The organism is Achromobacter seleniivolatilans, from assembly GCF_030864005.1.
Lineage (GTDB): Bacteria > Pseudomonadota > Gammaproteobacteria > Burkholderiales > Burkholderiaceae_B > Achromobacter > Achromobacter seleniivolatilans.
On sequence record NZ_CP132976.1, the window covers coordinates 3,897,116 to 3,910,237 of the forward strand.

Sequence of the window (13,122 nt, forward strand, 5' to 3'; positions counted from 1 at the left end):
ATGTCGCCCACGCCAGTCCGCGCCTATATCGGCTTGGGCGCCAACCTGGGCGACAGCGCGGCCACCTTGCGCCGCGTGCTGGACGAACTGCAAGGCACTGCGGGCGTCATGGCGGTCACTGCGTCGCCGTTCTACCGCAGCGCGCCAGTTGACGCGACCGGCCCGGATTTCGTGAATGCCGTGGCCGCGTTAGACACCACGCTTGCACCGCTGGCCTTGCTGGACGTGCTGCAAGCGCTGGAAAACCAGCATGGCCGCCAGCGTCCGTTCAAGAATGCCCCGCGTACGCTGGACCTGGATTTGCTGTTGTACGGCGATACGCAGCTGGACCACGAACGTCTGATCCTGCCCCACCCCCGCATGCACCTGCGCGCCTTCGTGCTGCTGCCGTTGCAGGATCTGGAATCCGGCATGGTCTTGCAGGGTAAGCGGCTGCATGACTGGATCACCGGGATTCACGATCAGCCGATAGAGCGGATTGTTTCGTAGCAACGCTTTCAGGATGTGTGGCTAAGCGCGATGTGTTTTCTCCATCAGCCTCTATGCCACAGCCCCATCACCCGCCCTTCACCCCGAACGTCATCATTGCGCGTTCCACGTCTTCCACCTGCGGCAAACCCGCTTCGTTACCCAGATGCTGGATCTTGTGGGCGGACGCCGCCCGCGCAAAGGTGAAGTGTTCCACCCAGGGTTGTTCCGGCCGATTCAGGTAGGACCACACATAGGCGCCGTGGAAGACGTCGCCCGCGCCTGAAGTATCCACAATCCGGCTGCCCGGCACGTCCAGCGACGGCAAGATATCGACCCGCCCGGTTTCGTCATACCAAAGCATGCCGCGCTCGCCCATCGTGACCGCGCCGATACGGCAGCCTCGCGCTTTCAACAGATCCAACAAACCTTCAGGCGTCAGTTCCAGCTGTTCGCACATGCGCTCCGCGCACACGGCCACATCGATATAACGCAGCAGTTCATCGGTGTTTTCACGCACGCCGCCGCCGTCCAAGGACGTCAGTACGCCCGCCTGACGGCAGGCCCGCGCGTAGTGCAAAGCGGCGTCGGGCTGATGGCCGTCCAGATGCAACGCGCGATAGCCGGTGACATCCAGGCGCGGAAAATCATTCAGGTAGTCCACATCACGCGCCCGCACGATGGCGCGTTTGCCATGGTTGGGCATGATGAAGGACAAGGATGAACGGCGCACGTGGCGCGCATGCAGCGTCACACCGTGCGCTGCCGCCATGTCCGTGTACATATGGCCCAGCCAATCGGGGGCGAGCGAACAGATCAGATCGGGCGGCGTGCCCAACTTCCCGCACGCAAATGCCGCCGTGACAGCGTTGCCGCCGAACGAGACGGCGTAGTCCCGCGCCACGCTCTTCTCGTCGCCCGTAGGCCATTCGTCAGCCAATATGGTGACGTCGATGTAGGTATGTCCGATGAAGAGCGCGTCGCTCATGTGAGTGCCTGTCTGGGTGAGTCGCAATAGCGAGAGGATAGGCGAACGGGAGGGGACTGGGGCGACGGCCGAAGGGGAAGGTTGCGGGCCGTCAGCGCTGGCGGAATTTTTTGGGAAAGCCTGATGCTGCGGGCGTTGCCTGATGGGTCAGGCGCGATTTGGGGTGGCGCCCTTGGCGGCGGCTCGCGCCGCACCCATCTTACGAGTTCACCGGCTTTCCGGGTGTTTTGACCAAGGCATCGGGTGTGTTTGCCGATTCGCCGGCTTGCGCCAATACCAGCCGGGCACGCGCAATGACGGGCGCGTCCACCATTTTGCCTTCCAGCATGAAGGTGCCTGCCGCGGTTTCACGATGGGCGGCAATGACCCGCCTAGCCCATTCCAGCTCTTGCCGCGCCGGAACGAACGCCGCATGAATCACGGCGACCTGGGTCGGATGTATGCAGAGCATGCCGCCAAATCCCATCTGCTGCGCCCGGCCAGCGGCCGCAGCCAGTCCAGCTTGATCGTGCACACCGGGAAAAACACCGTCCAGCGCGGGCGCCAGACCTGCCGCCCGCGTATGCAGCAACACTTGCACGCGAGCATGATCCAGCACGGTTTCCGCGCCCGGGGTATCGGGTGTCAGCCCCATGTCCAGCCCATAATCCAGACTGCCAAAGGCCAGACGCGAAACGCCCGGGGTCGAGGCAATCTCGGCAGCATTGAGCAGCCCGGCAGCAGTTTCCAAAATGGGGATGACAGGCAGGCCGGTCTGCGCCACGTGCCGAACCTGCGCCAGGCTTTCAGCCTTGGGCAGCAGAATGCCGGTGACGCCGCGCTTGCCCCGGCAGGCTTTCAGATCATCGTCGTGCCACGACGTAGACGCATCGTTGATACGCACCCACAGACGAGCCTCGCCATGCGTTCCCAGAAAGTCGCATAGCGATTCACGGGCCGACGCCTTGGCCAGATGCTCCACCGCGTCCTCCAGATCGACGATGACGGTGTCCGCCCCCGCAGCCAGGGCCTTGGGGATACGCTCGGCCCTGGAGGCCGGCACGAACAGGGCGCTACGAACGACGGGATGCGTCACACGACCTCCGAAACATGGAATTGCGCCACCTGATCCGGCGCGTATCCCAATGATGCTAGCACCGCGTCAGTATTCTGGCCTACGGCAGGCACGGCGGCCATGCGTGGCGAAAAAGCGTTACTGCTGGCGGGGGGCAACAAGGCGGGGATCTGGCCTGCGGGGCTGTCCACCTGGCTCCAACGGCCGCGCGCCTGCAACTGCGGATGCGCCCATACGCCCGCCATATCGTTCACGCGGGCGTTGGCGATCTGCGCGTCTTCCAGCCGCTCTGTGACCTGCGCAATGGACAGGCCGGCAAACGCCGCCACGATCAAATCGCGCAGCGCATCGCGATTGGCCGTGCGCTGCGAGTTTGAAATAAAGCGGGGGTCTTCCGCCAAATCGGCCTGACGCAGCACCTGAGCGCAAAACACGCGCCATTCGCGTTCGTTTTGCAGGCCCAGCATGATGGTTGAACCGTCCCCCACGGGAAACGGGCCATAGGGATAGATGGACGCATGGGCGGCGCCCGCGCGCACAGGAGGCGCGGCGCCTTCAAACGCGTAGTACATCGGGAAACCCATCCACTCGACCATGCTTTCCAGCATGGACACGTCCAGCCGGCTGCCCAGCCCGGTACGCTGGCGCAGCAGCAAGGCGTTCAGGATCGCGGAATAGGCATACATGCCCGCCGCAATATCCGCGATCGAACACCCGGCTTTGACCGGGTCATCCTTAGTGCCGGAGACAGACAGAAAACCGCTTTCGCTCTGAATCAGCAGGTCGTAGGCTTTCTTGTCCTGGTAGGGGCCGCCTTCGCCATAACCCGAGATATCGCAGACGATCAGACGGGGATATTTTTCGTGCAGGGCATCAAACGACAGGCCCAAGCGTGCCGCGGCGCCTGGCGCCAGGTTCTGCACCAGCACGTCGGCGGACTCCAGCAGGCGTTCCATGATGTCGCCGGCTTCATCGCGCTTCAGGTCCAGGGTCAGGCTTTCCTTGGAACGGTTGGTCCAGACGAAGTGCGAAGACAGGCCGCGCACGCGCTCGTCGTAGCCCCGCGCAAAGTCGCCCGTGCCCGGGCGTTCAATCTTGATGACGCGCGCGCCCATGTCCGCCAACTGGCGAGTGCAAAAAGGGGCGGCGATAGCGTGTTCCAGGCTGACGACGGTAATGCCGTCCAGCGGGCGGGATGCCTGCGTGCTCATTGGGTAAACCTCAATTCAGCTTGATGGGCCAGCGTGCCGTCCTGCTCGGCCCAGAGCTGGGCGACGCCCGGCTCGGTCAAGCGGCCGGCCACCTGGAAAGGCGTGGGCGAGACCAGCGGACGCAGTCCGCGATAAGACAGGTGCGTCAGGCGCGCCTTGGGATGGGCGCGCGTGAATGCGGCAACCATTTCCGTGGCGATCAGCGGGCCATGAACCACCAGACCGGGATAACCTTCGGTGCCCGTCACGTAGGGGTGGTCGTAATGAATGCGGTGGCCATTGAAGGTCACGGCGGAATAGCGGAACAGCAGCACAGGGGACGGTTCGACGGTGTCTCGCCACTCGGCCTGCGGTGCAGGTTCGCTGCCCGTGAGCTTGGGAGGCGAGGGCTGGCGGTAGACGATGTCCTGTTCTTCGTGGATGACGATCTCGCCCGCTTGGCGGTATTCATGCTGTACGGTCACGAACAGCAACGCCCCCGTACGCCCCGTTTTCTCCTTGACGTCGATCACGGAGGACACGCGTTCGGCGGGCACGCCTACCTTGAGCGGCTGGCGGAATTCCACCCGCCCGCCCGCCCACATGCGGTTGCGGTCCTGAGCGGGCGGCAAAAAACCGCCTCGCGAGGGGTGGCCATCCGTCCCCAACCCGTCCATCCCCACCGTGCTGATGAAGAACGCCCACTGCCATAAGGGCGGCAAGGCATCGCCCTGAGCAGGCGCGGCGCCCCCCAGCGTGGCCGCGATGCGGGCGGCATGGCCGGGGTCCATGGCGTCCGCCTTGCGTTCGCCGCTGCCGATCCATGCTGCCGGATCTGTAGAAGTCATGCCGATATCCTTTGGTGGGGTTTTCTCAGTTGCAAGGATGCCCGCAAGCTGTCCCCGTTGTGAATTCGTTTTTGCTCAAGGCGGGGTTTGCTGTGCCTGAATCAACTGCTCACGCCCACCCCCGGCGCTGCGCGCCGTACTATAGGGGCCATGCACTTCGACCTTGCCGACCTACGCCTGTTCATCCATATCGCTGAATCCCCCAGCCTGACGCAGGCGGCCAAACGGGCCCACCTGTCCCTGGCTGCCGTCAGCGTGCGGATCAAGGCGCTTGAAAACCAGCTCAACTCCCGGCTGCTCTACCGCGACAGCCGGGGCGTAGAAATCACGCCCGCCGGCCAACGGCTGCTGCAGCACGCCCGGGTCATCATGCGGCAGGTAGATCACCTGAAGCATGATTTCCAAGAGCAAGCCGACGGCGACGCGGGCCACATCCGGATCTTTGCCAACACCACGGCAGTCACCGAATTCATGCCGGACATCCTGGCGCAGTTCCTGTCGGGGCACCCCGGCGTCACGGTGGACCTGCAAGAACGCCTGACGCGCGATATCGTGCGCGGCGTCCTGGACGGCACCACCGACCTGGGCATCGTGGCCGGCCCGGTCGACGCGCCCGACCTGCAGACCATCCACTTCAGCACCGACCGGCTGGTGCTGGTGGTGCCGAACGGCCATCCCCTGCAAGACCAGGACAAGGTCAAGCTGGTGGACGCCGTGCGCTATCCGTTCATCACCATGCATGAAGGATCGACACTGGTCGCTTTCTTGCGCGACCAGCTGGAACGCGGGGGCCAACGCTTGCCCCAGCGTATCCAGCTGTACAGCTTCGACTCCATCTGCCGCATGGTGCAGGCGGGCGTCGGCATCGGCGTCATTCCCGACTCCGCCGCCCGCCGGTATGGCTCGGACGCCAACAAGCTGCGCGTGGTCGAACTGGACGAGCCCTGGGTGGTGCGCGAACGCAAACTGCTGGTGCGCGATATCGACGCCCTGCCAGGTTGCGCCCGTGAACTCATCGAACAGATCCAGGTGCCTCGGGCGCCTTGATACCCATCCGTCATGTGCCGGTAAATGCGGGCGGGCGTTTTTCCGCAAACGCCCGCATGCCTTCCAGGTAATCGTCGGTGTAGCCCAGCTCTCGCTGTAACTGGCATTCCAGATCGAATTGCTGCGCCAGCGTATTGCCGCTGGACGCATGCAGCGCCGCCTTGGTCGCGGCATAAGCCCGCGTGGGGCCTGCCGCCAGGGTGGCCTGGACCGACGCCAGCGTATCCGCCAGGGCGGCGTCCGGCACCGCGCGCCAGATCAGTCCCCAGGCTTCCGCCTGCGCGGCGCTGAGAGGTTCTCCGAACAACGCAGCCCCCATTGCCCGGGCCGATCCGACCAGCCTGGGCAAAAACCACGTCCCGCCCGCGTCCGGCAACAGGCCGATCTTGCTGAAGGCCTGCAAGAATTTTGCGGACTCCACCGCAAACACCACATCGCAGGCCAGCACCAGACTGGCGCCCGCGCCTGCCGCCACGCCATTCATCACACACACGACTGGCACGGGCAAGGCCCGTAGACGATTGATCAAGGGCCGATAGCATTTCTCTAGAATCAAGCTCAGGTCGCGGCGCGATCCATCCGTGGCGGGTTTGCGTTCGCTTAAGTCCTGCCCTGCGCAAAAACCGCGCCCGGCGCCAGTGATGACCAAGCCTCGCAGCCCCGCATCTGCCTCCATGGCATCCAGCGCGCGCGCCAGCTCGGCGTGCATCACCTCGGTAAAACTGTTCAGTCGTTCAGGCCGGTTCAGCGTGATGACGCCTACGCCGTTTTCCAGCGTGAAACGGATCTGCGTGTAATCAGCGCTGCTGGCAACGCCGTTGGCAGAGGGAGTCAGCGTGGCATTCATGACAGCTCCTGCAATACGGCCAGTTGCTCGGCCGTGTCGCCCAGCAACTGATCCACGATGGTCAAGCGCTTGAAGTAATCCCCCACGTCCAATTCATCCGTCATGCCCATGCCGCCGTGCAGTTGCACAGCCAACTGCGCTACCTGGCGGCCGGCGCGTGCAGCTTCCAGCTTGGCGGACGCGATCATGCGGCGGGCCTGCACGGCATCCGTTTCCGTCAAGGCCGCCACCGCCACATACGCCATCGACAGCGCCAATTCCTTTGCCACCAGCATCTCGGCCAGACGATGCTGCAAAGCCTGGAACGACGCCAACGGCTGGCCGAACTGTTTACGGGTTTTCAGGTATTCAACCGTGATTTCCAGCAGCCGTTCCATCGCGCCTGCCGCATGCGAGCACAGCGCTGCCGTCCCCCAGCGCAAGGCTTGTTCCAGTGCATGGTCTGCCACGCCGCCTTCCGCCAGCAAGGCATCGGCAGGCAGCGTGACGCCATCCAGATCCAGCCGGGCGCAACGCGCGCCATCCAGCGTGGGGGTGTCGGTGACGTCGACGCCCGCCGTTCCCGCTGGTACGGCCAGCAACAACGTCTGCCCGTCCGGACCACGTGCGCTGACCAGCCACGTCGTAGCGGCAGCGCCGTGCCAGACCAGATGTTTCGCCCCATTCAGCCGCCAGCCTTCGGCGGTCTTGGCGGCTCTGCAATCCTGGGGGGCCGTGTCGTAGCGGCGGCCAGGTTCTTGGTAGGCCACGCTGACGATGGATTCACCGGATGCAATGTCTGGCAACCAACGTCCGCGCGCCGCGTCGTCACAAGCATCAATCAACGCTGCGCCCATGACCGCGCTAGGGATCACCGGCTCGGAGACCAAGCCGCGCCCCAGCTCAACATGCACGGGCAACAAGCTGGCGGGCACTTCGCCAAATCCGCCGAAATCCTGTGAGATGGTCAGGCCCAGCACCCCCAGCTCGGCCAATGCGCCCCAAGCCTTGGCGTCCAGCTTGCCGGTGGCCTGACGGGCACGCCGCTGGGCATACGTCCAAGACTGGTCGACCAGACGCCGCAGGCTGTCGGCCAGCATGCGCTGTTCTTCGGTATAGATGAAATCCATGCGTATTCCTTACAGATTGCGCGTGAAGCCTGCCTACAGACCCAACACCAGGCGGGCGATGATGCCCTTCTGCACTTCGGTCGTGCCGCCGTAGATCGAGGTCTTGCGCATGTCGGCATAGCCTGCGCCAGACGCCGCCGCCATCTCGGGCCCCGGCCCGTGAAAACCGGCGTCCGCCTCCAGCCAATCCGGGTCGTAGGGCCAGGCATCCGGACCTGCAATCTCCATTTGCAGCATGGCCAGATCTTGCTGGATCTCGGACCCGCGAATCTTCAGCACCGAGGCCTCGGGACCAGGTGTGCCGTCGTTGCTGGACGCCACGCGCAACAGCAGCATTTCAAGCGCCATGATGTCGACTTCGATCCGCGAGATGCGGTCGCAAAAACGGCTATCCGACAGCAAGGGTTTGCCATGCGACACCGCACGCGACGCCATGTCTTTCAAGATGCCCAGTTCGCGGTGGCAATGGCCCAGCCCGGCGATACCGGTGCGTTCATGGCCCAGCAGATACTTTGCGTAGGTCCAGCCCTGATTCTCTTCGCCCACCAGATTGGCCGCCGGCACGCGCACGTTTTCCAGCCAGACCTCGTTCACGTCATGGCCGCCGTCCAGCGTACGGATGGGGCGTACCGTGACGCCCGGCGAGCGCATATCCAGCAGCAGCATCGAGATGCCGCGCTGCGCGCGCGCATCGGGGTCCGTGCGCACCAGGCAGAACATCCAGTCGGCGTACTGCGCCAGCGTGGTCCAGGTCTTCTGGCCATTGACGACGTAGTCATCGCCATCGCGTTCCGCGCGAGTCTTGAGCGACGCCAGATCCGATCCGGAGCCGGGTTCGGAGTAGCCCTGGCACCACCAGTCTTCCACTCGTGGAATGCGGGGCAGCAGCCGCGCCTGTTGTTCGGCGCTGGCGTACTTCATCAGCACCGGTCCGATCATCGACAGACCAAAAGGAAGCAGACGCGGCGCGCCCGCCTTGAAGCACTCGACCTCGAAGATCAGCCGCTGCAACGCGTTCCAGCCGGTTCCGCCATGTTCCACCGGCCAGTTGGGCGCGCCCCAGCCTTGATCAGCCAGGATGTTGTGCCAGCGCACGTAGTCGTCCCGTTCCAAGCGCTGATGCTGCAATACCTTATTGCGGATATCGGCCGGCAGCTTGGCGGTGGCGAATGCGCGCACCTCGTCGCGGAATTGGCGCTCTTCTGGCGTCCAGGTCAGGTTCATGGTCTACCTCCTTTGACCGGTATCTAGCCACGGCGCCGATCGCCGGACAATCTGCCTATTCCGAAGACTGGCTTCGCGCAGGATGTAGGGCGAAGAAGACCACTACGGGTCCGCAAAAGGCCAGCTTCAGCAATGAAGAATGGCCGAAGCCAGCGCCAGTGCCGACACTAGCATCCGTCATCCACTGGAATCCCATCGCACCATGACTGTTTCCGATCACAAGGAAAGCGTGCCGCAGGGCGTCGAGGCGCAATACCGCCAGGCGCTCGACGAGGGCCGCTTTCTTATCCAGCACTGCACAGGCTGTGACCGCGCCGTGTTCTATCCCCGCATGATCTGCCCGCATTGCGGCGCTGACAAACTCGGCTGGACGACACCCGACGGGCGCGGCACCGTCTATTCCACCACCGTCGTGCGCCGCAAGCCCGAGGCAGGCGGCGACTACAACGTGGCACTGATCGACCTGCAAGAAGGCGTCAGGCTCATGAGCCGCGTGGAAGGCATTGCGGCCGCCGATGTACGCATCGGCATGGCCGTGCGCGCCCAAGTAACACAACAAAATGGCCAAGGCCTCGTGGTCTTCGTTCCCAACAAGGAGGCGCCATGACGCTGAATGATTTGCGCGGCGCGGTCGCGGTGGCGGGCGTGGGGCATGCCGGTTTGGGACAGGCCGCGGGCTTTACGGAAATGGAAATACTGGTGCAGGCGGCGCAGCGCGCCGTGGCCGATGCCGGTCTCACCATGCGCGACATCGACGGCATCTGCACGGCCAGCGTCGCCGCGCCCATGTGGGCGATGCCGGTGATCGAACATCTGGGCATTCGCCCCACCTTCATCGACAGCACGATGCTGGGCGGCTCAAGCTTCGTGGCGCACTTGATGCCCGCGCTGCACGCCTTGGCATCGGGTCAGTGCAATGCCGTGCTGGTTTGCTATGGCAGCACGCAGCGCACGTCCACGTTAAGCCGCGCAGAAGTCGGCCGGGTGCGCAAGCAGTTCGATCCTCAACCGTATGAAACGCCTTACGACCCGTTAAGCCCTTTGTCGTCTTATGCGTTAGCGGCGGCCCGGCACATGCATCAGTACGGCACGCGCCGCGAACATCTGGCGCAAGTTGCGCTGGCCGCCAACCAATGGGCTCAGTTGAACCCCGAGGCTCAACTGCGCGACCCCGCCACGCTGGACCAGATTTTGTCGGCCCGCATGGTGTCTGACCCTTTAAGCGTGCGCGACTGCTGCCTGGTCACTGACGGCGCGGGCGCCTATGTGCTGGTGCGCGCCGATCGTGCGCGCGATCTGCCGCGTCCGCCCGTTTACGTGCTGGGCAACGCCACTGCGGTATGGAACCGGCAAATATCGTCCATGGAAGACCTGACCGTGACGGCAGCCGCCGAATCCGGCAAGCGCGCCTTTGAAATGGCGGGTCTGAAGCCAGAGGACATTGACGTGGTCGAGCTCTACGACGCCTTCACGATCAATACCCTGCTGTTCCTGGAAGACCTGGGCTTTTGCGGCAAAGGCGAAAGCAAGGACTTCATCGCGAACGGCGGCATCGCCCCTGGCGGCAGGCTGCCGGTCAACACCAATGGCGGCGGTCTGTGCTGTGTGCATCCCGGCATGTATGGCGTCTTCATCATGATCGAAGCTGTCCGGCAATTGCGCGGCGAATGCGAAGCACGGCAGGTCTCCGGCGCGCAATTGGCATTGGTGCATGGCAACGGCGGAACGCTGTCCAGCCAATCGACCGCAATCCTGGGAACCCAGGCCACTCTTTGAACCGCATGGCAACACCGATGTCGCACGCAGCCCCCATCACCCGCATCCACGAAGTTCTGGCGTTGCAAGCGCAGCGCCAACCTAACGCTATCTGTCTGTACGAAGAAGGCGGAGGCATCCTGACCTACGCGCAACTGTGGCAGCGCGTGCAGGCCGTGGCGGGCTGGCTGGGTGACCAGGGCATACAGCCTGGCCACCGCGTCATGATGGCGGGTGAAAACTGTGCGGCGATGATCGCGGCCTTGTTCGGATGCAGCATGGCGGGCGCATGGCTGGTCGGCGTCAACGCGCGCCTGTCGGAGCGCGAGGTAGACAACATCCGCCAGCACGCGCAGCCTGAACTGCTGCTGTACACCACAGGCATCTCGCCGGCGGCGGCCACGCATGCTGACGCAGCTGGCGCCCTGGACGCGGACCCCGCCGTCTGGGGCCCTGGCGTGCAAGCAGCGCGGGCAGAGCGCCCCACGCAAGCCGACACCGGCAGCCACGCCGCTGAAGTCGCTACGGTGATCTACACATCCGGCACGACGGGCGCGCCCAAGGGCGTGCTGGTGCCGCACCGGGGGCTGCTGCATTTTGCGCGAGTCTCTGCCGCGTCCCGGCGCCTGACGCCGCACGATATCGGCTACGCCGCCTTGCCCATGTCCCACATCTTCGGCATCGCTACGGTGTTGATGGCAACGGTGTATGCGGGCGCCAGTCTCGTGCTGCGCAGCCGGTTTGACGCAGAGGACGCCTTCAAGGCCCTGGCGCATCCCGGCGTCAGCATCTTGCAGGGCGTGCCCACCATGTTCAGCCGCATGATGGCCGTGGCGCCGCCGCGCGCAAGCCTCGCCGCGCCCGCGCTGCGCTACGTGTACACGGGCGGGGCGGCACTGGACCCCACACTCAAGCGCGATGCCGAGCGCTACTTTGGCGTGCCGATGCACCATGGCTATGGCATCACGGAATATGCGGGGTCCATGTTCATCACGGATATCGACGCGCCCCGCGACGATTGTTCCGCTGGGTATGCGGTGGACGGCGTGGAGTTTCGCATCGGCAGTCCTGACAACGGCGCACCCACGCCAGGCGAACGCGGAGACATCCTGATCCGCGGCCCTGGCGTCATGCTGGGTTACTACCGCAGTCCTGAACAGACCGCTCAAGCAATCCTGCCTGGGGGCTGGCTCAATACTGGCGATATCGGCTTTGTAGATCAAAGCGGCGCGCTGTTCATCGCGGGCCGGTCCAAAGATCTGATCATTCGTTCAGGCTTCAACGTCTATCCGATTGAAGTCGAATCTGTCATCAATGCCTTTCCCGGCGTGCGCCTGTCTGCCGTGGTCGGGCGCAACACCCCGGACCAGAACGAAGAGGTCATCGCCTTCGTCGAGCCGCTGCCCGGGGCCACGATTGATACCCACCTGCTGATGCTGCATTTGCGGGCGCAACTGGCGCCCTACAAGCGGCCAGCCCAGATCATTCCCATTGAGACGATTCCCACCACCGTCAGCGGAAAAATCCTGAAGCAACCGCTGAAAGAAAGGCTGGCGTAGGCGCGGGCCTTCGGTTCCGCTCCACGACCCGCCTCTTATACACAAGGAGACTTGAGCGTGAACATCAAAAATCTGTTCGCCGCGGCATCCGCCGTGGCAGCAATAGCCACTGCGCAAAGCGCCTGGGCGGAAGCCTACCCTGAACGCCCCATTCGTCTGCTGGTGGGTTACGCCCCAGGCGGCCCTGTGGACACGACGGCCCGCGTATTCGCCAAGTATCTGGGCGACAAACTGGGCCAGACCGTTGTTGTCGAAAATCGCGCTGGCGCCAGCGGCATGATCGCCTCCGACGCCACCGTCAAGGCCGCGCCCGATGGCTACGTTCTTGGTTTTGCCGCCAGCCCCACACTGACCATGTCGCCGCTGGTTCAACGCAGCACGCTGTTCGACCCGCGCAAGGACTTCTCGCTGATCGGTCTGGTCGTGGACTATGCCAACGTGCTGGTGATCGGCCCGCAGATCCCCGCCAAAAACGTTGGCGAACTCGTCAGTTATGCGCGCGCGCGGCCCGACGCGGTGTCGTTCGGGTCCGCCGGCATTGGCGCATCCAACCACTTGTCGGCCGAATTGCTGAAGAAGCAGGCTGACGCATCAATGCTGCACGTTCCCTACCGCGGCAACTCACCCGCCATGATGGACGTCATCAGCGGCAAAGTGACATTCATGTTCGACATCACCAGCACCGCCATCCCGTTCATCAAGAGCGGCAAGGCGCGCGCGCTGGCGGTGACATCCAAGACACGAAACCCGGAACTGCCGGATGTGCCGACCATGATGGAAGCCGGCATGAAGGACTACGAAGTTGTCGGCTGGTACGCGCTGGTGGGGCCAAAGAAGCTGCCTGATGCTGTCTCCAGCCGTTTGACCCGAGCCCTGGGCGAGGTCACCAAAGACCCCGCCTTCCGCCAAGCCATGGCGGATGGCGGCTACACCATTAATACGGGCGACTCCACCGCCCTGCAATCCCGTATCGACCGCGAATACGCTTTGTGGTCGGACGTCATTCAAAGCGCCAATATCCAGGCCAACTGAA

The 13,122-nt window shown here is 64.0% G+C and carries 13 protein-coding genes; 6 read left to right on the top strand and 7 right to left on the bottom strand.

All coding sequences use genetic code 11. The annotated features are described in order from the left end of the window. On the top strand, positions 1–489 hold the full coding sequence (locus RAS12_RS17545; protein ID WP_306937548.1) for a 2-amino-4-hydroxy-6-hydroxymethyldihydropteridine diphosphokinase: 489 nt from the start codon (positions 1–3) through the stop codon (positions 487–489). A 67-nt stretch (positions 490–556) separates the two neighbouring features. Here RAS12_RS17545 and RAS12_RS17550 read toward each other — a convergent pair whose 3' ends face one another. The 4 genes from RAS12_RS17550 to RAS12_RS17565 form a co-directional block, all read right to left on the bottom strand. Further along, positions 557–1,456, bottom strand: a complete 900-nt coding sequence (locus tag RAS12_RS17550) for a sugar kinase (RefSeq protein WP_306937550.1) — start codon at positions 1,454–1,456, stop codon at positions 557–559. A gap of 199 nt (positions 1,457–1,655) precedes the next feature. Further along, complete coding sequence (locus RAS12_RS17555; RefSeq protein WP_306937552.1) at positions 1,656–2,531, bottom strand: HpcH/HpaI aldolase/citrate lyase family protein; 876 nt, start codon at positions 2,529–2,531, stop codon at positions 1,656–1,658. Then, positions 2,528–3,721 (bottom strand): CaiB/BaiF CoA transferase family protein, encoded by a 1,194-nt coding sequence (locus tag RAS12_RS17560; protein WP_306937554.1) that lies wholly within the window; start codon positions 3,719–3,721, stop codon positions 2,528–2,530. The genes RAS12_RS17555 and RAS12_RS17560 overlap by 4 nt, the downstream gene beginning before the upstream one ends. After that, on the bottom strand, positions 3,718–4,548 hold the full coding sequence (locus RAS12_RS17565; protein ID WP_306937556.1) for an HTD2 family dehydratase: 831 nt from the start codon (positions 4,546–4,548) through the stop codon (positions 3,718–3,720). The genes RAS12_RS17560 and RAS12_RS17565 overlap by 4 nt, the downstream gene beginning before the upstream one ends. A gap of 150 nt (positions 4,549–4,698) precedes the next feature. On the opposite strand from RAS12_RS17565, the gene RAS12_RS17570 reads away from it, so the two are divergent. After that, positions 4,699–5,595 carry a LysR family transcriptional regulator gene (locus RAS12_RS17570; RefSeq protein ID WP_306937558.1) on the top strand — a complete coding sequence of 299 codons (897 nt, stop codon included), beginning with the start codon at positions 4,699–4,701 and terminating at the stop codon, positions 5,593–5,595. A gap of 10 nt (positions 5,596–5,605) precedes the next feature. On the opposite strand, the gene paaG is transcribed toward RAS12_RS17570, so the two are convergent. The 3 genes from paaG to RAS12_RS17585 are packed head-to-tail and all read right to left on the bottom strand — an operon-like array spanning position 5,606 to position 8,775. Beyond that, positions 5,606–6,442 carry a 2-(1,2-epoxy-1,2-dihydrophenyl)acetyl-CoA isomerase PaaG gene (gene paaG / locus RAS12_RS17575; protein ID WP_306937560.1) on the bottom strand — a complete coding sequence of 279 codons (837 nt, stop codon included), beginning with the start codon at positions 6,440–6,442 and terminating at the stop codon, positions 5,606–5,608. Next, on the bottom strand, positions 6,439–7,551 hold the full coding sequence (locus RAS12_RS17580) for an acyl-CoA dehydrogenase family protein (protein WP_306937562.1): 1,113 nt from the start codon (positions 7,549–7,551) through the stop codon (positions 6,439–6,441). The genes paaG and RAS12_RS17580 overlap by 4 nt, the downstream gene beginning before the upstream one ends. A 33-nt stretch (positions 7,552–7,584) precedes the next feature. Further along, positions 7,585–8,775 carry an acyl-CoA dehydrogenase family protein gene (locus tag RAS12_RS17585; protein ID WP_306937563.1) on the bottom strand — a complete coding sequence of 397 codons (1,191 nt, stop codon included), beginning with the start codon at positions 8,773–8,775 and terminating at the stop codon, positions 7,585–7,587. Positions 8,776–8,977: 202 nt separating this feature from the next. On the opposite strand from RAS12_RS17585, the gene RAS12_RS17590 reads away from it, so the two are divergent. Genes RAS12_RS17590 through RAS12_RS17605 form a run of 4 tightly spaced genes read left to right on the top strand, consistent with a single transcriptional unit; the run spans position 8,978 to position 13,121 of the window. Continuing rightward, entirely contained in the window at positions 8,978–9,382 is a 405-nt protein-coding gene (locus tag RAS12_RS17590) for a Zn-ribbon domain-containing OB-fold protein (protein ID WP_306951498.1), read from the top strand. Next, a complete protein-coding gene (locus tag RAS12_RS17595) occupies positions 9,379–10,551 on the top strand; it encodes a thiolase family protein (RefSeq protein WP_306937565.1) in 1,173 nt (390 codons plus the stop codon). The genes RAS12_RS17590 and RAS12_RS17595 overlap by 4 nt, the downstream gene beginning before the upstream one ends. A 17-nt stretch (positions 10,552–10,568) precedes the next feature. After that, positions 10,569–12,089 (top strand): class I adenylate-forming enzyme family protein, encoded by a 1,521-nt coding sequence (locus tag RAS12_RS17600; RefSeq protein ID WP_306937567.1) that lies wholly within the window; start codon positions 10,569–10,571, stop codon positions 12,087–12,089. 57 nt (positions 12,090–12,146) lie between these two features. Further along, positions 12,147–13,121 (top strand): Bug family tripartite tricarboxylate transporter substrate binding protein, encoded by a 975-nt coding sequence (locus tag RAS12_RS17605; RefSeq protein WP_306937569.1) that lies wholly within the window; start codon positions 12,147–12,149, stop codon positions 13,119–13,121. Position 13,122 lies beyond the last annotated feature (1 nt).